A 23,743-nucleotide genomic window follows, 5' to 3' on the forward strand; every position below is an offset into this window, starting at 1 on the left:
TCCAAACCTATGATATTCAAAATTGACTTACTACTATCATCCCCTAGCCGACTCCCTAGAAGATTCTAAAATTTCTTCATAAAGCTTCAAATAATTTCGCGCTTGAACTTTTAGGGTAAATTCTTCCTCTACTTTTTCTCGAGCGCGACGAGACAAACTTTGCCAGCGTTCTTCATCCTCCAACACCCAACGAATTCCATTCGCCAAATCCTCCGCACTAAAACACTCCGCTCGATAGCCATTCTTCTGATGTTCTACAATATCTTTTAATCCTGTCGAATCAAAAGACACCACCGGTGTCCCACAAGCTAAAGATTCCATCGCCGTCTTTCCAAATGCTTCTTGCAACGAAGGCACGATCGTCACATCAGCCGCCGCATAAAGGATCGCCAACGAGATGTCATCGTTCAGCCATCCCAAATAAGTGGTTTTCATCCCTAACTCGGGAGGATTTTCCGGTTCGGAAGAGCCGAACACCACCAATTCGATGCTTTCGCTCAGACCACTCAGCGCCAGTTTTTGCAAGGCGGGGACTAAATATTGAAATCCTTTTCTTTTTTCTGACGTAGCGTTTACTGCGCCAAACAAAACAATTTTTTTGTTGGGATTTAAGCCTAGTATATCCCTGACAACTTTTTTCGGCATCGGCTTATATTTTGATTCGTCCAATGCATTATGAATGACTTGTATTTTTTTGTTTTTGAAAATGCTGCTTTGCCTCGCACAGTCCGCCAGCCAATGACTAATCGTGACTCCTGTAAAATTTAATTTTTCCCATGCTTTAAACTTTTTATTCCAAAATATCCGCGAAATATCGTTTGGTTTACTAGAGTTTAAAGCGGGACAAGCCCCACACTGGTTTATATATTTTTTACAGTCTCCTGAATAATAACAACCGCCGGTAAAAGTCCACATATCCCGCAGCGTCCAGACAATTGGCTTGTTAAATTTTAACAGACTTTCCGGCGTTACAAACGCCAATCCTACCCAGTGCAAGTTAATAATATCCGGAGCAATCTGCGCGACTTTTTTGTGGGTATTTGTCGGCCACCAAGACAGAGAAAATAGCGGCTCTCTTTCTGGGTAAAGAGATAAAGGAAAACTATCGATTTTGCAGCGCAGGGCTTGCAATCCCTTCCTGACTTTTCCAGCCGGTCCCAAGACCGCTGGATCGTGGCTATCTTTAGAAGCCACTAGCATCTGAGATTCGACTCCTGCTTGTTGCAGCGCATTGTGCAGCCAAAAGGCTCCTCTGGCGGCACCACCTTCGATGTCAAATTGACTTAAATGCAAGATTTTCATAGTTTTTCTCCGATCGCTGCCCACATTTTTTCTGACTCCGCTTTTACCGTTTCGTTCACCTGCTGCAATTGAGTGCGAATCTCCGCTCGCTTTCCAGGATTCAGTAGGGTATCGAGACGCTCCATAATTTTGGGATCCGGTTCCAGGAACGAATATTCGGCTACGCCATAATTCTCAAACAGCATGGTGTATTTATGGGACCATCCCAAGGCGAGTGAAGGCACGTTTGAGGATAAAGCCGAGGCAAGGGAGTGGAATCGCGAACCGATAACGAACTGACTCTGAGCGATCGCTTCTTTCAGTTTCAGCGGATTTTCTTCTGTGACGATTTTTACCCGATCGCTATCGTTTTTTTCGACGATTTTTTGCGCCAGTTCGTTATCGAGCTTGCCAGTATCGTGAATGAGTACCTTAACCTCCAACTCCGTCTCGCGACAAATTTTCTCCACTGCCTCATGCAGCAATTTTTTATATTTCGTCACCCACAGTTGCGACCCTCTATCTAAAATCCGACCATTCGGAATTACGCAGCAATATTTGTCTAATTCGTTAGTTTTACTGCCATAGGTTAAAGTAATATCCGGAGCAATCTTAATTTTATCAGGGTCGTTCACCAGAGACATAACATACTCGTAAGAGATTCGATCTCTGGGAAACACCAAATGCGCTTTCTCCAACACCTGAGTCATATATTGTTTCATGCCTTCTTTTTCAAACGGGCCAAATGCTTGTGGCATGAAGATATATTTGCTATGATTTTTCAGCGCCCCATCTAAAAGGATATTGAGATTTTTTACGGGTCTTACGCCCCACTGATCGGAAAATGCAAACCCCGAAATATCAAAAATCGCGTCAACATCTTTCCATTTGATTGTTCCTTGTGGATCCTTTCTGAAAAATCGCAGAATGCTACCAAACTTGAAATAGCGCTCGAAGGTTTTCCCCGCCCCGACATGAAACAGAGGATAGTCCAAAATTTCCACGCCTAAGCTGTCTATTTCCTCTTTGGTCCCAATGGTGGGACTTACGCAAATCCGGCCCCCCGGAAATCTTTGCTTAAGTGCTGCAATGCTACTCAGCAACATTAACTGAGCACCTTTATTGTAAAAGTTTGCTCCCACAATCAGAAAATTCATGTCCCTCTTTTCCTGGTTGACGAATCCTGGTTGACGAATCTAGATACTCGGTAATTAACACCACCAAGTTCTTCTCTTTTCCTTGTCCTCTACTATTGACTTCCTCAAAATTTATTTCTCTCCATTAGCCTAGGGAGTTAATTTTCTCGACAGTTTACGTATTTTCTTTTTGATTTTGGTCATTAAACTTGGATTGTGCATTTTATTAAAATACAAGGTGTCTGCCTCATCTTCTCTAATAAAAAAATTAGGATGTACGATTGGAAACTTTAATTGGTGGACTTTTAATTTGCCAAAATCACCCGGACGTTCTGCCGTATGAGTTGAAGCCTCTTTTTTAAATCCGATATTTTCTACCATATTGGTATTGGGAATAATTGTGTAATTCCCATTCCACAAACAGGTAAAATGCCATTGATAATCCCAGGTATCCACTTCTCCGGCATAGACTTTATCAAAAATCTCAGTTTTTTTGTCCGCTTCTGGTTTATTGCCAACCATGTCTATCAGTCGGTTTTGTTTTTTCAGTTCGGGCCATAAACTCATGTTGACGTCGTAGTGCTGCCAAGCGCGACGCCAACTCGCCCATCCCCAAATATGAGTGCGTCTGGAAAAATAGTAGCTTTCTTGTGGATTTTTGCCAGTAATGCCGAAATTGCTCCCGGCGATATGCATGACTCGCGTATCCTGTCGGTAGCGCTGAAGAAGTTCCTCGCAGTAGCGGAAAAATTCCGGTTGAGGCAGGCAGTCATCCTCAAGAAGGATGGCTTCCTCAACGGTTTGGAATACCCAATCGATGCCACTGGAAACTCGGTGCTTGCACCCTAAATTGGTTTCGGAATAATTTTTGAGGACTTCGCAGTCCCAGTCTACGCGATCGATAATGGCCCGAGTGGCGGCGCATTTTTCGGCTTCACCCGGTCGGGTTTCTCGAGGGCCGTCAGCAACCACTAACAACTGGGGCGGTTTGGCTTGGCGAATGGCCTCAAAGACTCTTGCGGTGGTATCGGGTCGATTAAAAATAATAAAAGCAACTGGAGTGGTTAACTGCGAATCAGCCATTTAAACTTCTCCTCGATCGCGATTTCGGATATTTGGGTTCAGCCTATTCTTGAATAGCTTATTCTCTGAATAGATTGTAAAGCATTTGGTGGAACTCGTCGAGCGCCTGCCGCTTTCCTGGGCGGAGTTAGCTGACTCCGGCCAATTCGATCAGGCTTTTCAAAGAATTCAGTTCGATTTCAATATCTTCATCGACTTTATGAGGATCGATATTTGCTGGCGGTTTTTTTCCGTTCCCCGTTGCGTAATAGTAGTCCAGACCGAGATGGTTGCTGATTGTCCAAAAACAGCCATTGACATAGTTTGGTGAGAATAATTCTATGATTTTTGTACCGGGTTTACAAAATACAATATTGGTCAGTCCACCGCCATGAGGGGCTACAATTACTTTAGCCGATGAGAATAATAAAATTTGCTCGGCTAGGGGAAGGGACTCTAGTTGGAAGCTCTGAAATTCACGTTTTTCTAAATAGGTCACTACCTCCGCTTCATTAATGACTCTTCGGTGTGTTGCTTTACTTCGACTAATATATAGCCGTTCTGGACGGGCAGATTCCTGTAAGGGTTTTGCGTCTAAAAACTCATTTCTCAAAAACTCACACGCCCAAAGTGGGATGGCATTACCCGGTTTTCCGGGGATCGATGGAACCAACAGGGTTTTAGCTTTGATATGAGGATAGCGATCGCTTTCTATTATTTTGCTCTCCGGAATCCCTAACTTACTCAAAGTTTCTCTTTGAAAAGGATGAGAAATTCCATTGACTAAAAATTTATAGATTTCCTCAAGGTTACCGGTTCTTTTTCGCAACAAATCAATTCGAGGTAATACGTTCAACATCCAATGAAAGTAAACTTGACCCAAAGGAGCCGATAACAGTGCTACAGTCCCTTCTATTTTCTCAACCGACGGTAACTTCCATTTTGAAAATATTGAATGGTTCTCGATCGAGCGTCCAATTTCTTTGGAAACATCTGCTAAAATGCGATCGTCAGGAGTAATGACCGTACCTCCTTCACTGCACACCCTTCCCTCTTTTATCAGAGCTACAAATGCAGCGGGTGCTTCCCGTTGATATTGCGGCGGGAATTTCCAGTGAATCGTTTCATCCACTGTTCCGGGTGCAGAACGGTAAACCCAATTTTTTGGATAAATTTCTTTGTATTTTTCTGAAATTTTAGTTGGATTTTTTTCCGATTTAACAATCCAGTCCCATGTGGTTTGATAAACCCCTTTAGGAGGTCCGATTATTTCCGAAGTGAGGGGCAACATTCTAATGGGTTGAATCAAATACTTTTTCAGGGTTTTGGCAAAATTACGGAGCCTATGCCAATAGGAACGCAGTCTATATTTGAGCCTATTTTTATACATTTTATCTCCTCCCCTACTGCCAATATCAATGAAGCATTTACCAAATTCTTCGTTCAATTCACTGAACTATGAGTTATTGCTGGGGCGAATTCTTCTACATTGACCACTGAAACATGCTGGAGAATGTATTCCCTTTGCCCTTCATCGAATAGCTTGGCAAATTTCTCGCCATTTGCATTTCGGATCGGTTCGCCAGCCGATGCTTTCCAGGCCCACTCGTGTTCGCGGACGACCTGCTTGGCAGCTTTCCCATAGTCTTGAAGCATTCTTTCATCGAATTCTACACCCATGAACCCACAGAGTTTTGTCAATACTGATTGCGGGTCTTCTACGAGCTGTTCGTAGCGTACAAGTGTATGATTTGTCTTATCAAGGTGGCGACGAGAGACTTCTACATCCTTGAGCCAGGTCTGAATGCATTGGTCAACGCTCCAAGGACCCCCCCAGGTTTTTTCTGAATGTTTGCGCGAAGCCTCATACAGGGAGGATACCACATCAGTCCCATTGCGGATCAGGTGGATAAATTTGGCATCTTTGACAAATTTTTCTATGGTATCGATCTGGTGCAAGTGTTGCGGAGTTTTTTCCAGCCATAGACGCTTCCCTTGTTGGTGGGTAACGGTATCGAGAACTTTGATAAATCCAGAAGCGTACTGGTGACTAAACCACGCTTTTTCTGGTACGCATTGCTGCTGCATCTGTTCTTGACCGATAACCCTGAGAAACTTCTCAAACTGGGATTGCGCTCGACGCGAAGCCAATCCAAATACCGGTCCCCAAGGCCAAGAGGCATTGAGGTGTTCAAAAAAGTGGGATTCAGGAAAAGAAGCGATGTTTGGATGGGCGGCTATCATGCTTTGCAACAACGTGGTTCCCGATCGCGGGCAGCCAACCAGAAAGATTCGTCCTTGAATGTTTCGATCCATGATTCACTTGATGATAAAGACAAAAACGATTATTTATTGCTTCTTTTTCTTGCGGGAGAGGACCGAACGACCCATCTGCAAAGCTTGGAGAACCAGTTCGGCGTCTATCCACCACAGGATTAGCCCGTAGACTCCTGCTGAGAGCGGAATGCAAATTGCCAGTACCCCTTGCCAATTCAGCCAGTCACTCAAAAGGTATTTCGCCCCGCTAATGCTGGCGACCATTGCTAGGGAAGCCACTAGCGGTGTAGCAAATTGGTAGAGATAGGTGGTTAGCTCGATGGATATCAGCCGCCGAAGCATCCCAACCCGAATCGGTGTTACCAGATATCCGCTAGCCACCCGTCCAACCGCTACTGCTACGATTCCCCAGCGCACTGCGATCGCAAAGGCGACCACACTAGCTGTGGCGTTCACGAAATTGACCTTTAGGTTCCAGTTTGGCTTGCCCACGGCTGTAATGGCACTGGAGACAATCCCTTGGCTTAACTGCATCGGGCCAACGAATGCTAAAACTTGCATTGTTGGTACGCTTGGTAGCCACTGCTTTCCAAACAAACCGAGTACCAGTTCGGGAGCCAGTGCTGCAATACCAAAACACAGTGGCAATGAAATCAGGCTAGATAGCTTGGTCGCGTTATAAAGCCACCGTCGCATCCGTTCTGGTTCTTCCTGAAGCCTGGAAAATGTAGGCAGCACGACTTGGTTGGTAGTGCTGTAGAGCAACTGCGTGATCGTCAGCAGCACGCGGTAGGCTATCGTATAATAACCTAGTTCAATAGCACCAAGAAATTTTCCCACTAAAAAATCATCAGCACGGAGAACGAAGAAGGTCAGGAGCTGCGAACCCATGATATTCATCCCAAAGCTAAACAGTTCCCTACCGTGGCTGAGAGAAAATTTCAGCCCCGGTCGCCACTGACTGGCCCACCATAGAACTAGAACACCCCCTAAAGCATTGCTCAATCGTTGCCCTACCAGACTCCAGACGCCAAACCCGAGCAGCGCCATGACGACGCCCACCACACCGCCAACCAAGGTCGCAACGAGCGATCGTATGGATAAGGCTTTAAAAGCAAGTTGCCGACGAAAAAGGGTTTGCTGTACGTCGCTTAAGGCCGCCAACAAGAAGCTTGGGGACATCCATTGCAGGATCGGTGCGAGCTGGGGCTGATCGAACCAGTTAGCAATAGGCCCTGCAAACCCGATGGCAATCGCCATCAAAATTGTACCAATGCTCAGATTAATCCAAAATGCAGTGTCTAGATGTTCTGGTTCTAGCTCCTGTCTTTGGACGAGGGCATTGGCGAATCCCTGCCTCAGAAAAAGTTCCATAAAGGAAAAAAAGACCCCAGCCAAGGCAACCAGACCAAAGGACTTTGGGTCGAGTAACCTAGCAAGGGTAAAGAAGACGAGAAAGGAGATGGCTTGAGTGCCCCAATTCTGAATTGCAGACCAAAGGACTCCTTTAAGCGCCTGTTGCCGTAGGTTCATTCCTGACACAACTTTGGTGATTGCCTCCCCATGAATACTACAATGAGCGATAGTGTTTTGATGTGGTTTTGACAACCTGACTTCAAAACTTTTGAACTTTTTACCCCTCTTGGTTCTTAACCATTGGCATTCTTTTCTTTGTTGACTCACCCTGGGGATTGCTGTTGTTTTTTGAAGGTCTCAAAACCCATCGCCTCTGTATTAGCCCCTGAAATCCTTCCGAAGGCTTCTACCTTCGGAACTTCTCAACAATGCACCTGAAACCAAGCGGCTCTTCTTGCTGGGTCTTTTTCCAGCAAGCTGGAGGCTTGGCTCCCCTCTATGTCTTAGCAGTTTTTCATCTGCTCTCTATCTTAATCTATTTGAACGATAAATTAAACCCTCAAATAAATTTTATGATTTGGAGCTGTCCGATCTCTACCAATTTGTCTCCACCTGGAGTGCCGTTGCTTTTCGCGCTACCCGACCCGATACCTCGGAGGTGCCGGTCTCGCATCTATTCTATGTTGAAGCAAGCGCGAGCATCTGTTCTGGAGTTGGATAGGTAGATCCATCGGCGATCGCCCTTGGAGTCTCGTTGAACACTGCACTGGTCGTCGGGGAAGTCCAAGGGCGATGCGTTATCGAGCTTCTCTATCGAATGAATTTTCTCTCGGAATCGGTAAGTCAGGCCGCTCTTTGCTTTCTTTTTGGTTTAACCGCTTTCTAATCGGGTCGAGGCTGGTTCCCACTGCTACTATCACGTAAAAGCACCAAATTTCCGTTGGTTCTGTCAGGCGGCTAATCGTCAGGTTTGGGAAAATTACATACAGAAAAAGAATCATTGGTAGAATCGAGTCAATCTGTTTGTATCCAGGATTTTTCTGCACCAGACAGCGCACTGCACCAACTAAGGTCATAATAAAGGATAGAGCAAAGATAGAAAACCCCACCAAACCAAGATCCAAGATAATCTCCATGAAGCCATTATGCGCGTGAGGAGGTGCCCAATATCCATTTCCGGAAGGCATCCAGAGTTTTCCATCGAGGGCGTTAGCGGCTGGGTTGTCCTTACCGCGCCAAGGTTGCCAAAATCCGTGAAACCCATAGCCTAACCAGGGTCTTAAAGATATCTTTTCTACAATCAAATATTCCCAAAGCGGTGTCCGACCTGTTAAAGTTAAATCCTTGCCAAGTCCATCGACCACAATTGCTTCCAAATTTTCTGTAACGACAATCGATAACCCGATCCCCACTACCAGAAAAATGACGATTGTAAACATGGCCCATCTAAAATTTAAACGCTTGAGAAAGCGCGAAACCAATAACAAGCTTGCTAGAGCCAGAAAGTTCACTTTTGCTCCTGCAGATTTTGCACTTTCCAATGCATACAATGAAAATAAAGTCAATGCAATCGAAAGCCAACGACGTTTTGGATTGTTCAATGCTTCAAATAGCCACAAAGCCGAACTTAAAGCCATCAACGCGGCAAACGGATTTGCATGACTGTTGATTCCTTGCCAGCTATTTTTCGTTGCATTGATTCCCACCGAAGGAACGACAAGGGCGTAATAAGCACTCACGATCCCGTTGAGCGCTAGAGTAAACCGCAATATTTTATCGAGTTTTTCAAAACTATATCGCTTGCCGATATAAATAGAAACTACCGAAATAAATAGAAAAGACAGCGCCGCTTTTAAAGTATAGTCTGTCGTCTCCGACCAAAAGGCAGACATTAACACCATAAAGATGAAGCCTAACAAAAAGGGGTTGCCTACCGTAATAATTGACAAGCTATAAATTAAGTCTTTCAGGGTGCGACGCAACTGGGGTGATAATACCAAAAGAACCGCCGCGTAAAAAACAATTTGAGCGACTAAAGATGGAAGGGTTTTTTGCCGATTATAAAGCCCGATTGGATGTAGTTTTGGAAAGGGTTCTATGCTTAACCCTGGTATCATAAATAAAAACATAAATACTGCGGCATCTTCGATTAAACTCGCCAACTTATTATTCCAGCTTATCGCGTTATAGAATAATAAAAAATAGACGATACCACTCCCCAATACAAGAAGTAAAATAACCGGGTTTAAAAGTAACTCTTTCATCCAAATACCCTGGCTGCGAGCCAGGGATAAAGTGCTCTAAGCCGATTGATAATATTCTGCTGAATCGGGTATCTACCTCTAAATGAGGCTCGTGCAAGTACCTTAACAGCAGAGAAACGGTAAAACTTGCTTACCCCTTCTCCTAATTTTAACAGCCGTTCAAAAGCTGCCTAGATAATTGAGGATAAAAGCTGCATAATCTCTGGCATCAGCGCGAATCAAATGAACTCCATCGGTCGTCATCCAATCTCTAGAAGGATGTTCGGGTAACCACTCGTAAGTCTCAGGAGGGAATAGCTTTCTCATCAGTTCTTTTTCTTGCTTTCTTTCCGGCGTTCTATCTACAAGCGGATCTCCTGGTACATCGAATAAAATAACTCGTACTCCTTGCTTTTCAAGTTTAACTATCTGCTTTTTAAGGTTTTGGGCAACGCGAGTTAGCTTGTTTTTTTGCTTTTCATTTAACCCCTCTCGACGTTGTTCGATCGCCTGCTTTAACCTCTTTTCTCTCATCTGAGGATTTCTCCGTAACTCATTGACTCTTTGGTTTTCAATTTTTTCAGCAGTTATTCCCTTCCAGTTTTTGATTATTTCTATAGCGACTGCAACGGGCTGATACTCTTGTCTAAACATCGGAAAATAGAGACGAATAAAGTACAATATCGGGTGATAAGCTGCCTCTATTAGTTCCCGATTAACTCCTTGAATGAGGGTTCCGTTTGCCTCCAAGAGCAAGATTGACGGCTTGCTATGACTGCGTTTTACTAGCTCTAAACCCGTTTGAGAAGAACCCCCTCGTATTCCGACATTGGCTACCCGCTCTTTACCAAAGTAGTCAGCTTCAATTTTGGCAGTCCTCGAACTTCCTGCTACCAGGATTTCATAAGGAGACTGACTATAAGCATATTGCTCTACTTTAATGATATTAGATTGCTGTATGCTCAGCCCTTCGCTAGATGGCAACACTCCACTCACCACTAAAGTGTGGTAGAACGTCATAACAAAAAGAAAGACTAAAATCGGGCGAAACAAGGGGCGAATGCTATCGTTTAAGCCAAAACGCTGTCTGACCCTGCTAGAAGTAGATGGATTCATTGGCTCTCCCAGGATTCACAAAAATGATGGTTCAAAAAATTTATATGCAGTCTTTTAGCCGAAGATAGAGGTTTCTGTATGTCCTTGACCAGTTGCCTATCTGACTGGAGATGTAAAAGCCGCTTCAATCGCTCTGACTTATTCTTCAATTTTAAAGGTCGAATAACCCCATTTAAACCTGCAGTATAGGGCGCTTATTTTTGAGTATTCAAGAGCAAATTGAGCGGAAAAGTCAGCGGTGGTTTGGATGTTTTGTATTAAATTGACAGATAGATTATCCTCCTAATTTGGGGAGTCAGTTTGACCAGCATATTTGATGGCGGGCAGGAAAAGGTTGTCAAGATATCTAATTCTATCATAAAATAGGTGAAGAAGCCAGGAAACAACAAAACTGATGCCGGAAGACTAAATAGACCAAGGTCATGTAGGTAGATAGTACCCCAAAAGACAAGTATGGATAAGCAACAGTTAGATGGGACTCGGATTGAGGGTCGCTTTAATGTAAAACATCCCCACAAAAAAATCCCGTCAGTTATGGGAATAACCTTGTCGGCGGTGGCAGTGATGGCTTGCTCCTTTCCAAGTGTAGCGCAGCAACCGAGGGGAGAAGAAAGTTACCCGGAGCTAAGCCAAAGGGGTCCCGCTTTGCCACCGTCGCCCGCTTACACCCTGGGCGGTGGCGACCTGGTGAATGTCAATATTATAGGGCTTCCGGAGTACAGCGATCGCTACCAAATTCCGGTGGATGGCAGACTGAACTTGCCCCTAATTGGTACGATCAATGTGGAGGGGTTAACTTTAGAAGAAGCGAGTCAGAAAATCGAAGCCGCTTACCGACAGGTACTCAGGCGTCCCAAAATTGCAGTGAGTCTGGTGGCTCCTCGTCCCCTCAACGTTTGGGTGTCTGGCGAAGTGACTCGTCCGGGTTCTTACACGATGCGCCTGACTCCAGGAGCGGGAAACATTCCCGGCGTTCAATACCCCACTGTAGTGCAGGCTCTAGAAATGGCTCAGGGCGTGACGCTCGCCGCTGATATTCGTCAAGTCCAGGTACGGCGCTTCTCGAGAGCGGGTGAAGACCAAATTTTCACCCTCGATCTGTGGACGATGCTACAAACCGGCGATCGCAGTCAAGATATTACCTTGCGAGATGGAGATGCCATCTTCGTCCCCACGGCCCCCCAAGTCAACCTGGAACAAACGCGCCAACTGGCCACCACAAGCTTTTCCCGAGATACGGAACTGCCGCGCACGGTGGCGGTGGTGGGAGCCGTGGAGCGACCGGGAACCTACTCCATCCTCGGCTCGGATACTGGACAGGGAATCAGAGCGGCGGGTCTGCCAACTGCGACCCGAGCCATTCAGCTAGCGGGGGGAATTAAACCGGATGCGGATATTCGTCATATCCAGTTGCGCCGACCCACCCTCAACGGCGGCGACCAAATCCTGACTCTCAATCTATGGCAACTCTTACAAACGGGGGATTTCACTCAAGACCCGATTCTGCAAAACGGAGATACCATTTTTATTCCCACTGCTATTGAAATGAACCCCACCGAAGCGGCGATTTTAGCCAGAACAAACTTTTCTCCGGAAACCATCGAAGTGAATGTCATTGGAGAAGCAGTCCGAACCGGAAATATCAGTTTGCCTCCCAACACTCCTTTAAACCAAGCATTGTTGGCAGCGGGGGGATTCGATCCCAACCGGGCAAATCAAGACAGGGTTGAACTGTTTCGCCTTAATCCCAACGGTACCGTGTCGCAACGCATCATCCCGGTGGATCTAGATGCCGGAATCAACGAGCAAACCAATCCGATTCTCCGCGATAACGATATCGTTGTCATCAACCGATCTGGTCTAGCTACAATTGCTGACACCATCAATACGGCAACTGGCTTTAGTGCGAATGCCACTGGATTTCTGAGAATTTTTGACTTCTTTGGACTATTTGACTATCTGAGACTGCCTCGTCGGCGATGAGCGCCAGCAAAAAAGTTGGAAGATTTCATGGGGGACGAGTTTAAGCAAAAATTTAAAGGTGCCAATATGGATTACAACCAGCATTTCCAACAGTTTTCCCACCAACGTAATACTGAGAAGCTTCAATCATTATCTCCAGTCTACACCGAAAGAATGGAAGAAAGTGAGGAAGAGAAGTTCGATGTGGCTTGGCTGTTTGCCGTTCTCCGCAGAAGAGCGCCGATTATGCTATTTGTGGCGGTGGCCTTAAGCATTCTCGGTGGTGCGCTCATTGTTCGAAGTTCTCGTAATATTGTCCCCGTCTATAAAGGCTCTTTTAAGCTTTTGGTTGAGCCGATTACTGCTGAAGGTCGATTAGCCAGACAATACATTATGGCTCAAGGCCCAAATACAGGGAGCGAGCTCCAACGAGCCAGAATAGAAGAAACGAGCTTGGTGGACTACCAAACTTTAATTCGTGTTTTGCGAAGTCCAAAACTAATGGAGCCTGCGATCGCCCAATTACAAGCAAAATATCCAAAAATCAGATACGGGCCTCTCGTCAGTAATATAAAGATGAGGCGCATTACTGTGGGAAAAGGAGCGAACGAGCAAGGTACCAAAATTTTAGTGGTCAGTTATCAAGATCCAAATCCAGAAAAAGTTGAAGTGGTTTTAAACCACCTTGTTGATGCTTATTTAGAGTACAGCCTCCAGGAGCGCATGACAAGCCTGCGCCAGGGAATTAAATTTATTAATGATAGCTTGCCAGAGCTGCGTGAAAAAGTAGATACTCTGCAAGCAGATTTGCAAAAGCTGCGCCAACAGTACAACTTGATGAATCCGGATTTGGCAGATAGATATCTTTACGAACATTCGTTGATTATTCAGAGACAGCGAGTAGACCTAATTGCACAACTCCAGCAGCAGCGAACCCTCTACGCCAACCTACAAACACAATTAAGAGAAGACAATCCCGTTACCATTCTATCCCGAGAGCCGAAAGCCTACGAAACCTTAATCGGACAAATCCAAAAGCTAGAAACCGAGATGGCTTTGCAGTCAGCCCTTTTTCTAGACGACAGCGAGCCAATGGTGACTCTACGCGAGAAGCTGGATAACTTATATCTTCAGGCGCGTCAAGCTGCTCGATCGATTGTCAAACAGGTTGAAAGTCAATTACGCGAACTCGAGGCTAGGGAGCAAAGTCTTGCTGAAGCTGAAACGGCATTGAATCAAAAACTGAGAGAATTGCCATTAGTTTCACGCCAGTATGCCGATCTACAACGAGAATTAGAAGTGGCGACAAATAGCCTTCAGGACTTTTTATCGAAACGAGAAGCATTGCGCGTGGATGCTGCTCGCAATGAAGTACCTTGGGAACTCATCGATCCGCCTAACGTGCCCCGCGACGCGGCGGGCAACCCCCTTTCTATTACTGTTACGCAAACCAAGCGGCAGTTAGCTGTGGTGGTTATTTTAAGCAGTCTGCTAGCGATTGGGGTGGGTTTTTTAGTCGAGGTACTTCACACGGTTTTCCACACTCCTGCCGAAGTAAAAGCCGCAACGAAACTACCCGTACTCGGTGTGATTCCTTTTGCCAAAGAACTGAAAAAAGCTACAAAAAAACCCAAAAAGCTTGCTCCTGCTAACGCGGTCTTAGGCAGTTCGAGTCACCCCGCACCACATCTGGGGGCTGGTAATTTGCTAACGACTGCTCAAGTCCACCATGCTTCTGCATTATTGGAAGCTTTCCGAGCTTTACATACCAATATTCGTTTGCTCAGTTCAGGTTTCCCTATTCACTCTTTTGTGATTGCTGCAGCCGAACCTGGAGATGGAAAGTCTTCCGTGGCTTTACAATTGGCTCATACAGCTGCAGCGATCGGTCAGAGGGTCTTGCTGGTGGATGCGGATCTTCGCTCTCCGCAAATCCATACTCAACTAAACATACCCAATCTCCGGGGACTCAGCGATGCCATTTCTACTGATATTAGTCTCAACGATATCATTCAGCGACCGTCTGATGCAAATCCCAATTTGTTTGTATTGACCTCAGGTTCACTGTCGCACGATCCCATCAAGCTCCTATCTTCAAAAAAAATGCACTCTCTGATGGAGCAATTTCAAGACTTTTTCGATGTCGTAATCTATAATAGTCCGCCCCTGCTCGGACTGGCAGATGGTAGCATACTTGCTTCTCAAACTGACGGTCTTATTTTAGTGGTGGGACTGGCTAAGACGGATCGTTCTTCAGTAAAGCAAGCATTAGATGGATTAAAAATTTCTGGGTCTCCAGTGTTGGGTGTAGTGACCAATCAAATCAAAGGCTAAACTTTCAGCTAGAATCCACCTCCATAATAAATGCCGCACTTTGAAAGTGCGGCATTTATAACTATAATCGATTCTGTGTCTTTAGGCATTCAGTAGGTAGAAAAGACTTGCCGAGCTTATAAACTCCTCTCCTAACTTGAACTTAGGAGGCTTGCTTTTCTTTACGACGTCGGGAGAATGCCATTGCCCCAGTTACCACTCCTAAACCCAGTAACATGGTAGGTTCTGGTACTGAAACTTCTGCTGCGCTAGCGGATACTATAAAATCATCGTAGTCATTGTCGCCGGCAATACCATTATCTTCAAAGAACAGGTTCAGTCCGCTGAACAAATCCCCTTCAAACAAGACCCGATCGCGAGCATTTACAGTTCTACCGTTGAAACTGTCGTCGTAGTCATTTTCTGTTATGGTTTTCGAGGTATCCCACCAACTGGGATTGAGTGAACTTGTGGAATAAACGGTCCGGGTAAGCTCTCCACGGGTGCCATCTATTTTATCGTAGCTGTTTAGGAAAAAAGTGTATTCTGTGCCTTCACTGAAGGTGAAATTGGCCAAGCCTTCTTCATATTCTACTGCTTTATCAACACCTTCCGTTCCCAGGTTGTCGTTGCTTACCCCACTGCCCGGATCGACATTGAGTGATTCAGAAATCAGAATGGTTTCCATACCACTCGATAGATTTTTAACGCCAAAGTCACCGTACCAGTAACCGTGAGATTGAAGGAATTCAAAGTTGAGAGTGGTATCTTCCTCAAACAAGATTCCCTCGTTTCCAAAGGTAAAAGCTTGCGCCGAGCCGGCGGAAAGCAGACCGATCGCCGCTGCTCCAGCCGCTGCCGTTATAATGCGTCGTTGTAAGTTCATTGTTTCCCTCGCTTGTTTTAGCTACAATTGAAAATCTGTCAGTGCGATTGAGGCTGTGTGTCTTAAAATTTAGAAGATGCCTGGGGACGATCGCCAGACCCTCATCTTAGATCCTGGCATCTCGCTTTTCCTGATTCTATCTTAGACACTAACTCTGCTAAGGTGGAACGATCGAGATCACAACTTTAAAGACTCTTCATAATTCTCCCGATCTTCGTGAAGCTCATTTAAACTCTCCTCGCCAAAATTTCCCGGGCTTCTGCAAAGACGCCGCCCCTTGCTCTATCCAAGGCATTGTGGGACACCAACACGCGATCGCCCACCCTTCTCTCGCCGCCAGAGATGCCCTAAAAAATTCCCAGACATAAACCTTCCTATATCAAAAGGGGCGGGTTATTCCAATAAATCTTGGAGGTTTTCCCCTCGACTCTCAACCCGCCCCGACGCCGAGGAGAACTTGAACTCAAATTCCCTCAGCAGGTCACCAGTAACTTTACCTACTCCAAAAGATTGGCATTAGCCTTCTCTTGGCGCTTCTCGGCAGTAGCCATTACCTCATCCATATTCTCCAGCATTTCCCCTTGATAATTCTCCAAAACCTTAGTAGACAAGGAAATCCGGCCTTTCCACTCATCCACAGCGGTGACGATCGCCTTAATCGGTTGACCGATTTCAAACACCTCATTCAGAGACGCCACATAATTTTTACTCACCTGTTTGATGTGCAGCAACGCCGTGACGCCATCTAACTCCACAAACACTCCAAACGGCTTAATATTCACCACTTTCCCCTCAACCAAGTCCCCAACTTGCAGGGATTGGATCCGTTTGGCGCGAGCTTGTAACCGCTGCGACAACACCAACTTATTGCGATCGCGATCGGCTTCCAAAATACTCGCACTGAGATTTTCCCCCACCAATTGCTCCAAATTATGGCGCTCGATCAGGTGCGATCGCGGAATAAACCCCCGCAACCCCTCAACATCAACAGTCACGCCCCCTTTATTCACCCCCGTCACGCGCACCGGCACCGATTCATTGCTCTCTTGCAATTGAGCCAATCGATCCCAGACCTTCTTCAACTCCATCTGGCGAATCGAGACGATCGCCTGACCCTCAGCATTCGGTTCGCTGACAATCAAAAAATCCCGTTCCTCTTCCAAAGGAACCACTTCCGCTAAATCGCTCGTTGGCGACACCGAGGCTTCCCGCAGTGGCAAAAACGCTGCGGATTTGCCACCAATATCCACATAAGCCCCTTCCCCACTATATTCAAACACTTTCCCACGCACTTTCTGCCCTTTGCGAAAGTCATAGCTTTGTTCTTCCAAAGCTTTAGCAAAATCCTCAGCAGAAAATGACACTTCTGTCTTCTTAGAACGAGTCTGTTCGGAATTCATTGCGATTGACAAATTAAACAAAAATCAAATACATGGGGCACTTAACTAACCCCTGATTGGGCGGTGGGATTCGAGCGAAGCGACGCCGCCCACTGTCCGACGCTCGGCGCGTCATGGGGTGCCAGGTGGTTGCGCCCAAAGCGCCCGCGCTCAACAACACCCTCCACTTCTTCACCCCCGTCAGGCGCTTTCCACTCCTGCCTTCAGTGTAACAACCCCTCATCCAAACGGGACGAAATTATTCGGCGTCAGCACATCTGCATTCACCCCTGCCAACACGGCTAAAATTTCACCAGTGGACGCAATTCGCACCAGGGTATCCCCACCCGCCTGTTGCACGGCGAGACTCTCAAATTCTAGGGGAGCGGCCAACCCAATAACATCCTCAGCCGGATTAAAATCATTAATCAGATCCGTACCATCTCCCGGGGCATAGCCGAAGGTATCGCGACCCGGACCGCCGGCTAAGGTATCTGGTCCTTCTGCACCGACAATCGTATCCGCACCGGCACCGCCGACGATTCCATTCCCTGCTGGATTGCCTAAAATGTCATCATTCACCGGCGTGCCGATCAGATTTTCAATCGTCGTGCCAAACCCAATATAAGTCCCATAACTGCTCGCGGTATAGACGGCATTGCTCGGATCGTTAATTGCCTGGTAAGTCGCCGCATCTAACACACTTTTATTCGTATTTTGACCCCCTTCATTCAGATCGAAGAAGTAAGTATCGATGGGCGGCAGATCCGAAAAGTCGAGGGTATCAATTCCACCGGCATCCCAAATCGTTTGCTTGAGACCCACAAAATTGGTGCCATCAAAGTCGTAAAAACTATTCCCGTCGTTGCCTTCACTGAAACCATAGAGAAATTGCAGTGCCCGCATGTCATAAGGCATGGGGGTACTGGCTCCTACGCCGGCAATGTTGAAACTCATTGCCGTGTTGCTGTTGTTATCCTCTGAAAACTGGAGGGGCGTGCCTTCAATGGGAAAAGTGGGTCGTTCGGCGATCGCAATATTCGGTCGCCCCGGTAGGGGAACCACTCCGAACTCGGGAGGCACTGCATAAACATTTGGCTGTCTCAACCCCAAGGCATGGCCGATTTCGTGAACTAATCTTTGATAGCCAAAATTTCCCGCCCCTTGGGCAAACGACAGTTGGGGATCGGTTTCAAAATTGCGGCTTAAAACAATGTCACCCCCGGTTCCAATTCCCGGCGCATAGCTATAGGCATACTGCGGATCGTTAGCAAATAGAATGCGAATTTCTCCGGTGTTCGGCGGGCGATCGGGCACCTCAAGCAAACTAAAAGGCAGCACTTTATCGTACTCCTCCATAATTTGGCGAACGTTATTTTTAATCGCCTCGTTCACTTCACCCACGCCACTTTCCTGCCCTGGATATAAAAACGCACTAGCGGTATCCACAAAACTGTAAGTCAGTACCCCCCCAACCGGCGTATTCCACTTGACAAATGTCTCCTCTTGGAGGGTCTGCGCCGCAGAAGGAGTGTCTTCGCCGTTGGTCTCTTGCGCGTCTTCTGCGGTTTCTGCTGGAATAACTAACGCATCGATCGCCACCGGGTCGAAATACAACGACGATCGCCGTCCCTCTTGCAATCCTTCCTGTAAATATTGCTCGATTAATTCCGGTTGTTCGGTTAATCCTCTTGCCCGCAAATCTGGATTTTCGTTTAAATAAAATTCCGGATCGAAATTCAGGGAAGGGCGACGTCCCTCGAACACGCCTATCAATTCAAAGTGGAGCAGCGCTTCTTCTCTAGACAGACCAGCCGCCAACAAATCTGGGCTATTTTCCAGATAGAATGTCGGGTCAAAAATCAGAGAATATCGCCGATTTTCATTAATACCTTGCAGGACAAAATGTTCTAAAGCTTTTTGTCGATTGGTCGGCCCAAACAGTTCGGCTAGGTCGGGATTGCTGCTCAGATAAAATATCGGGTCGAAATAGGGGCTATAGTTAACGGAGGCTATCTCCCCCGGTTCGATAGGTAAGCTTTCAACATCTAAATCGGTATCGATGTTGAGTTGGGTTTCGAGAAACAGATTAAATAGATTTTCATTCAGCGTCGGTGGTAGCGGTCGATTGGGGTCGAACTCGATTAAATCCGATACCGGTGGCTCGACTTCCGGGGTAAGCTGGTCGATCAGTTCGGGATTGAGATCTTCGAGATTTTCCCGATAGAAATCGATATCGAAAACCGGGGAGAATCTGCGTCCTTGGTCTAAGCCGACGCTGATAAAATGGTCGAACAGTTCCCGAGGGGTTAAGTTGGCTAACTCGGGATTGGCGCGGCGATAAAAGTTCGGATCGAAAATGGGTAAAAATCTGCGCCCCTCTGCCACGCCTCGCTCTAGGAAGTGGGATAAAAGCTCATCTTCGCTAAGACCGCGCAAGTCTGGATTGGCAAGCCGATAAAATTCTGGAGCGAAGAAGTCTTCTTCTGGAGGGGGAAGTGGTTGTTCGAGTAGAACACCGTCTGGCATGGTTGTTTCCTATTTAAGATAGATTTAAAAAAAAGGAAGGGATGGAGAAATTGCGTCCTCGGTGGCGTTGTGGGAATGAATCTACAGGAGTTACAGCGATCGCCCTTTTGTGTTGCACTGGGTCGCCGCAAATCCACCCGGGCGATCGCAACTCCTGCGGACATATCGATGAAGGATTTAACCGGATTTCAGGGTCTCGGCGAATAGCCGATCCACCTGCGTCCAGGCATCTGCTGCCGCTTCGGGATTGTAGCTTTCTCTCTGGTCGCAGATGAAACCGTGTGTAGCCCCTTCGTATCGAAATACCCGGTGACGAATTCCCTGTTTGTTAAGTTCCGCTTCGATGCGATCGGGTTGGTCGTTGGGAATTAAGGGGTCTTCGGTTCCGAAAAAGAGATAAATCGTGCCGCTAATCTCTCCGGTACGGGTTAGGGTGGGTTCGCTTTCCCCGGGACACCAATTCACGATGCCGGCTCCGTAAAAGGAGGCGGTGGCTTGAATCTCGGACAGGGTGGCGGCAAGATAGGCCACATGCCCCCCAAAGCAAAACCCTATGCAGCCTACGCCGTCTTTTTTCACGGAAGGCAGGGTTTTGAGGTATTCCACTGTAGCTTGGGTGTCGCTAAGCAGTTCTGAGGCTTTGGTTTGCTCTTTGTACTCTCGCCCCACTTTCAGATCTTCGTCGGTGTAGCCGACTTCAAAGTCGGGGGCGGTGCGTTGATAAAGGGCAGGGGCGATCGCCACGTACCCCATTTTGGCAATTTTGTCGGTCACTTCCCGAATATGGGCGTTGACGCCAAAAATTTCCTGGAACACGATGACAGCAGGAAATGGTCCGACCCCCATCGGTTGGGACAGGTACGCAGAGATGAGCAAGTCCTGGTTGGGAACTTTCACCCAATCGCTTTTTATCTGTACGTCTACCATACTCATTGCATTCGCTTTTTTTACGCTCTCGCTTCTTAATTTACTGCGATTTTGCACCCGCTCTACTATGACATAAGCCCCAGAGTGGGGCGATACTGTATTTTTACTTATTTTTTTAAATAAGCCGTTTTCCTGCCATCCGTCACGCCCCACCGCCGATTTTTCCCCGCCTCCTCTCCTGTGCCCACACCATTTCTGTAGATTTCCCCTGACTTCTGTGCTGCCCCGCTTCACTTCTGCTCTGTGTCGAGGGATTATTGCGGAGAATTTAAGTTATAATTCAACCAGAATAAAACCTCGATTTCGGGTCAGTCGCTCACCAAAAATAACCGCAAAAACAGAAGGGTTGCTGACGGCTTTTATGCTCGCAATCAAGGGCTTCAGCAAAAGGCAATTCTATTGGCAATTCGGTGGGGTTCATCATTGGCGATCGCTCCGGTAGCTTTAGCGCACAGCACCTCATTCGTCCCTTTGATGTTGCGGGTTATCTAGAAAAAACAAGGGGATGGAACTCTCGGGGATTGACCGATGTCAAGGCTAAATTAATGACACGAAGAGAATATTGCAGTGAGTCAGAGAACGGTATAGGGGGCGAGTCACCTATGGGGGGAATCCCCTGCTCGACAAATGCCCGATTTAATTTATAGAACATAAAATAGAGCAGCGTTGCCCGGGTTTCCACCGGGATCGAAGCGCTGCTCGCTAATCGCTTTATGCCAGTGCCCTGGAGTGCCTAGAATGGTTCAATTTCAGATCAAGACCGATAGCGAAATTCCTGCATCGACTCAGTTGTTTAACCAAATCCGCTTTGCGATCGCCTCTCGGCAAATTCCGCCAGGAGACAAGTTGCCCAGTACCCGCGCTTTAGCCATGCAGACGGGTCTGCATCGCAATACCATCAGCAAGGTTTACCGTCAGCTCGAAGACCTGGGACTGGTGGAAGCTCAAGCCGGTTCGGGCATTTACGTTCGCGAGGACAGTCACGAACGGGTGGTGCGGCTTTCGTCTCCGTTGTTCCAAAAGTATCCCGATGCTTATCAAGTGGTGAAAAATAGCTTGGATGAGTTACTGCATCAGGGATGCTCTCTCAACCAAGCGCGGGAATTGTTTTTAACCGAAATCGACTGGCGCTTGCGCTGCAGTGCCCGGGTGCTGGTGACGGCTCCCACTCACGATATCGGCGCGGGGCAATTGATGGCGCACGAAATTGAGGCGGAATTGAAGATTCCGGTGCAGTTGGTGCCCCTGGAACAACTCGCGGAAGCCCTGGATCAAACCCCTACCGGGACGGTGGTTACCAGTCGCTACTTTTTCTCCCGCGCTGAGGCGATCGCTGGACCGAAAGCAGTCCGCACTATCCCCATCGATACCTACGACTATGCCGAAGAATTGTCCCTGGTAAAAGAATTACCGCCCAATAGTTCTTTTGGCATCGTCTGTCTCAGCCCCGGGATTATGCGGGTGGCAGAAGTCATTATCCACAGCTTGCGCGGCGAGGATGTGCTGGTAATGACCAGTCAACCGGACGATAAGTACAAGTTGAAAGCAGTGGTTCGCACCGCCCATACGATTGTTTGCGATCCGCCCAGTTATGACAAGATTAAAGCGGCGATCGAAGCATCGCGCGAGGACTTGATTCGCGCGCCTCGGGTGTTGAAAACCGATAATTACATTGGGTCGGAATCGCTGAATTTGCTCAAGCGGGAATTGGGGTTGGAATGATGAGATAATCGGGCGATCGCTACTTTTGCGACCGGGTGTTTTCTTCCATATTGCGATCGCCTCGCATCGCTTCTCTCCCCACCATCATCATCCCCGCTACCCCCAAACACACAAACCCAATATATTGATGCCAATATCGCAGCATTTCTTGCTCGAATGTCAGTCCGGGGTGCATCGCTTTTATGTAAAACAGTAGCGACATTAGTAGCAATGCCGAAAACCCGATAAACGTTAGCCCTACGTAAACTCGGGCGGGTTGCAATTCCTCATCAGTAATATTTTTTAGCGCGAATTTTATCTCCTCGACCCCCCACCGATCGCCCTCTAGGTCCTCTGACCTGGCGTCACTCACCGCCACCGGCAAGCAGGTATTCCGGGGTTGTTCCAACTGCACCGTACCTTCTCGCACCGGCAGCAGTTCTAGCGGTTCCCTTTCTGGATCCTCCGCAAAATCCAGGGTTTCCGGCAATTGTTCGGGTATCGGTTTCGGTTCCAATTCCATATTGCTTGAAGGAAATTCCACAATCTTAGGGTAACGCAATTCCCCCTCGGCCCCCTTCCCCCCCCCACACCCATTAGCGGGCGGGGAGAATTGAGAATTGAGGCGGCGGGGGAGTAGAAATCGAAACTCGGCAATGCTGACATTGAGAATTGATATTATATCCGAAGAAATAGTCGCAAAACGAATCACTCAGCGTCGGCGATCGCAAGCATGCAAAGGCGCGATTTCAATCGCCCACTTCTCAATTCTTCTCCATTAACTCGCGGTGTTTTGCAATTCATCCAACCGCGCCAGCACTTCGGTACTGTGAATTGTCGGTCTGACCCCGAGAAAGGTTTCGCGCAAAATGCCATCCGGGTCAATAATAAAGGTGTGGCGCATGGACATCGGCGCAATCCAAGACCCGTAAGCTTTGCTGAGTGCGCCATCGGTATCGGCTAATAGGGGAAATTTTAACCCTTCCGCATCGCAAAACTCGGCGTGGGAGTTTACCGAATCGGCACTCACCCCGAGAATTTGAGCGTTGCGATCGCGGTATTTGGGCAAATCTCGTTGGAAGCGCTGCGCTTCGATGGTGCAACCCGAGGTAAAGTCTTTCGGATAAAAGTACAACACCACCCATTGCCCGCGATAGTCGGAAAGGGAAATTTCCCCCTCCCCGGTATTGGTGGGTAGGGTGAATTCTGGCGCGGGTTCCCCCACGGGTGGGAGTTGACCCCCCAAAGCGTGGGCGCTGGGAGCAAGGGTGAACCCGGCGAGGAATGCCAGAATGCCGGCAAACAGAATGCGGAAAAAATTGCAACGGGACATTGGGATTAAGTCCTAGAAAAGCGTTTCTTTACATAAGTTTACACGCTGGCTCAGCAAAGCGTGGATTCTGGCATCGGATCCGGGGAGGGGCGATATCGCCACCGACTCCTCGCCTCTTTCTCCCCTGGACACTACCCGAGAAATACTTATAGCAGTTCTGATATGGGTGAGGTAACGAATTTTTTACCTCGGAGGTGCAAGCGCGGTTGGGACTATTCGGCTGCGGATCGCATCAAGCAACA

Annotated in this window: 18 protein-coding genes; 4 read left to right on the forward strand and 14 right to left on the reverse strand. The window is 47.3% G+C overall.

Annotated elements, in window-relative coordinates; translation table 11 throughout:
* Positions 1-36: 36 nt before the first annotated feature.
* From AC0QH1_RS20530 to AC0QH1_RS20565, 8 genes are all read right to left on the reverse strand, one after another.
* Positions 37-1,302, reverse strand: coding sequence for a glycosyltransferase family 4 protein (locus AC0QH1_RS20530; RefSeq protein WP_324633171.1), 1,266 nt, complete (start codon positions 1,300-1,302; stop codon positions 37-39).
* A complete protein-coding gene (locus AC0QH1_RS20535) occupies positions 1,299-2,438 on the reverse strand; it encodes a polysaccharide pyruvyl transferase family protein (protein WP_324633172.1) in 1,140 nt (379 codons plus the stop codon). Before AC0QH1_RS20535 ends, AC0QH1_RS20530 begins: the two co-directional genes overlap by 4 nt.
* Positions 2,439-2,567: 129 nt before the next feature.
* Positions 2,568-3,500 (reverse strand): glycosyltransferase family 2 protein, encoded by a 933-nt coding sequence (locus AC0QH1_RS20540; RefSeq protein ID WP_324633173.1) that lies wholly within the window; start codon positions 3,498-3,500, stop codon positions 2,568-2,570.
* A 127-nt stretch (positions 3,501-3,627) separates the two neighbouring features.
* Positions 3,628-4,926, reverse strand: coding sequence for a glycosyltransferase family 61 protein (locus tag AC0QH1_RS20545; RefSeq protein ID WP_324633174.1), 1,299 nt, complete (start codon positions 4,924-4,926; stop codon positions 3,628-3,630).
* Positions 4,923-5,795 (reverse strand): sulfotransferase family protein, encoded by an 873-nt coding sequence (locus AC0QH1_RS20550; protein WP_324633175.1) that lies wholly within the window; start codon positions 5,793-5,795, stop codon positions 4,923-4,925. Before AC0QH1_RS20550 ends, AC0QH1_RS20545 begins: the two co-directional genes overlap by 4 nt.
* Before the next feature lie 33 nt (positions 5,796-5,828).
* Positions 5,829-7,439 (reverse strand): lipopolysaccharide biosynthesis protein, encoded by a 1,611-nt coding sequence (locus tag AC0QH1_RS20555; RefSeq protein ID WP_324633176.1) that lies wholly within the window; start codon positions 7,437-7,439, stop codon positions 5,829-5,831.
* A 470-nt stretch (positions 7,440-7,909) separates the two neighbouring features.
* A complete protein-coding gene (locus AC0QH1_RS20560) occupies positions 7,910-9,376 on the reverse strand; it encodes an O-antigen ligase family protein (RefSeq protein WP_324633177.1) in 1,467 nt (488 codons plus the stop codon).
* 159 nt (positions 9,377-9,535) lie between these two features.
* Complete coding sequence (locus tag AC0QH1_RS20565; protein ID WP_324633178.1) at positions 9,536-10,471, reverse strand: hypothetical protein; 936 nt, start codon at positions 10,469-10,471, stop codon at positions 9,536-9,538.
* 453 nt (positions 10,472-10,924) lie between these two features.
* Here AC0QH1_RS20565 and AC0QH1_RS20570 point away from each other — a divergent pair, with 453 nt between their 5' ends.
* Entirely contained in the window at positions 10,925-12,454 is a 1,530-nt protein-coding gene (locus AC0QH1_RS20570; RefSeq protein WP_324633179.1) for a polysaccharide biosynthesis/export family protein, read from the forward strand.
* A 15-nt stretch (positions 12,455-12,469) separates the two neighbouring features.
* A complete protein-coding gene (locus tag AC0QH1_RS20575) occupies positions 12,470-14,767 on the forward strand; it encodes a GumC family protein (protein WP_324633180.1) in 2,298 nt (765 codons plus the stop codon).
* A 142-nt stretch (positions 14,768-14,909) separates the two neighbouring features.
* Here the strand turns inward: AC0QH1_RS20575 and AC0QH1_RS20580 are convergent, their stop codons facing one another.
* From AC0QH1_RS20580 to AC0QH1_RS20590, 3 genes are all read right to left on the reverse strand, one after another.
* The gene (locus tag AC0QH1_RS20580) at positions 14,910-15,632 is read right to left on the reverse strand and encodes a PEP-CTERM sorting domain-containing protein (RefSeq protein ID WP_324633181.1); all 723 of its coding nucleotides are present in this window, start codon (positions 15,630-15,632) and stop codon (positions 14,910-14,912) included.
* 497 nt (positions 15,633-16,129) lie between these two features.
* Complete coding sequence (locus AC0QH1_RS20585; protein ID WP_324633182.1) at positions 16,130-17,032, reverse strand: S1 RNA-binding domain-containing protein; 903 nt, start codon at positions 17,030-17,032, stop codon at positions 16,130-16,132.
* A gap of 219 nt (positions 17,033-17,251) precedes the next feature.
* Positions 17,252-19,540, reverse strand: a complete 2,289-nt coding sequence (locus AC0QH1_RS20590; RefSeq protein WP_324633183.1) for a hypothetical protein — start codon at positions 19,538-19,540, stop codon at positions 17,252-17,254.
* 75 nt (positions 19,541-19,615) lie between these two features.
* Between AC0QH1_RS20590 and AC0QH1_RS20595 the strand changes: the two genes are divergently transcribed.
* Positions 19,616-19,747 carry a hypothetical protein gene (locus AC0QH1_RS20595; RefSeq protein ID WP_324633184.1) on the forward strand — a complete coding sequence of 44 codons (132 nt, stop codon included), beginning with the start codon at positions 19,616-19,618 and terminating at the stop codon, positions 19,745-19,747.
* Here AC0QH1_RS20595 and AC0QH1_RS20600 read toward each other — a convergent pair.
* Entirely contained in the window at positions 19,718-20,467 is a 750-nt protein-coding gene (locus tag AC0QH1_RS20600; RefSeq protein WP_324633189.1) for a dienelactone hydrolase family protein, read from the reverse strand. The genes AC0QH1_RS20595 and AC0QH1_RS20600 overlap by 30 nt on opposite strands.
* Before the next feature lie 738 nt (positions 20,468-21,205).
* Between AC0QH1_RS20600 and AC0QH1_RS20605 the strand changes: the two genes are divergently transcribed.
* Positions 21,206-22,189 carry a GntR family transcriptional regulator gene (locus AC0QH1_RS20605; RefSeq protein WP_324633185.1) on the forward strand — a complete coding sequence of 328 codons (984 nt, stop codon included), beginning with the start codon at positions 21,206-21,208 and terminating at the stop codon, positions 22,187-22,189.
* A 19-nt stretch (positions 22,190-22,208) separates the two neighbouring features.
* On the opposite strand, the gene AC0QH1_RS20610 is transcribed toward AC0QH1_RS20605, so the two are convergent.
* Together AC0QH1_RS20610 and AC0QH1_RS20615 are read right to left on the reverse strand one after the other, a co-directional pair.
* Positions 22,209-22,712, reverse strand: a complete 504-nt coding sequence (locus AC0QH1_RS20610) for an MntP/YtaF family protein (RefSeq protein ID WP_324633186.1) — start codon at positions 22,710-22,712, stop codon at positions 22,209-22,211.
* A gap of 234 nt (positions 22,713-22,946) precedes the next feature.
* Entirely contained in the window at positions 22,947-23,501 is a 555-nt protein-coding gene (locus AC0QH1_RS20615; protein WP_324633187.1) for a peroxiredoxin, read from the reverse strand.
* Between the last annotated feature and the right edge of the window lie 242 nt (positions 23,502-23,743).

The organism is Phormidium sp. CCY1219 (assembly GCF_055795085.1).